Genomic DNA, 1,037 nt, shown 5'->3' with positions numbered 1-1,037 from the left:
CCAGTCAGACTGCCATGATGGTGGCCTGACTTAAACCAACTGGCCTCCACGAAAGCCGGGGCGATTCAAAAACGGGGGGAGTGTTCGGACAACTATCTGTCTTAGCAGACACCGTTGCACGCTATCCAACTCCGATCAACTTCTATGTCGGCTTAGCCATCCAGGGCAGGGCGCGAGGTAAAAAGTTGGCCCACCAGCTCGGTTGATGGGCCAACATCTGGCCTAGATCGGCACTAGCATTGGGAACGCTTTGTGGCCATATGCGCGTGCCCAGAGTCGCTGGCCATTCGGAAGCGTCCGGTAGGGGCGAAAGATTACTTTCATGCCCTCGGGCAAGGGAAAGTCAAAGCTCAATTGCTTGCTCATTCATTGCAACCTCCTTCCTCTAGCGAGATTTGCCCAGGGGAAGAGCACTGCAGTACACTCGCGGTCGCCAAACACGCATTGAGCATTTCAGTGCATCTCCCTTTGCCCTTGTCGCCAGACGAGAGCCCATGGGATAGAAACGGGTCATGAGTTTCCTCATGACCCGTTCCTTTTTTTGCCGCTTATGGAGAGTGAGCTCCGACAGCGTTTTTTTGCATGCCACGGTCAAGCTCGCAGCTTCCAACCGCTGGCAAGCTCGCGTTGCAGAGGAAGCTGTGGCCAGTAGCAGCAGCGCCTTTGGCGCCGTATGTTTGTGCATCCCAGCGGCCTACTTTCCTTCTTTGCGCACACCCTTGAAAGGCTCCTTGCTGGACGTTTTTACGTCCATGAATCGGCCTGTCTCAGTATCACGTTTGACGTAGTGACCAGAAGGGGTTTGGGTTTGACTGCGTTGACGCACTGCGCCAACTCGTTGACCGTCGCCAGCAGGGGCATTTTTCGCCATACAACTATCCTTTCGAATGCGTGACCAATGCGATCACGGTGACGATTTTATATAATCAAAATGATCATGTCAATGGATCGAAAGTTGACTTATGTCGATCTGTCTCTACCATACATCCATGATGACAACTTCCACAGTTGAACCTTCAATTGGCCAGCCGTTGAAC

The organism is Simplicispira piscis, from assembly GCF_054783455.1.
This window is presented reverse-complemented; position numbering follows the sequence as displayed.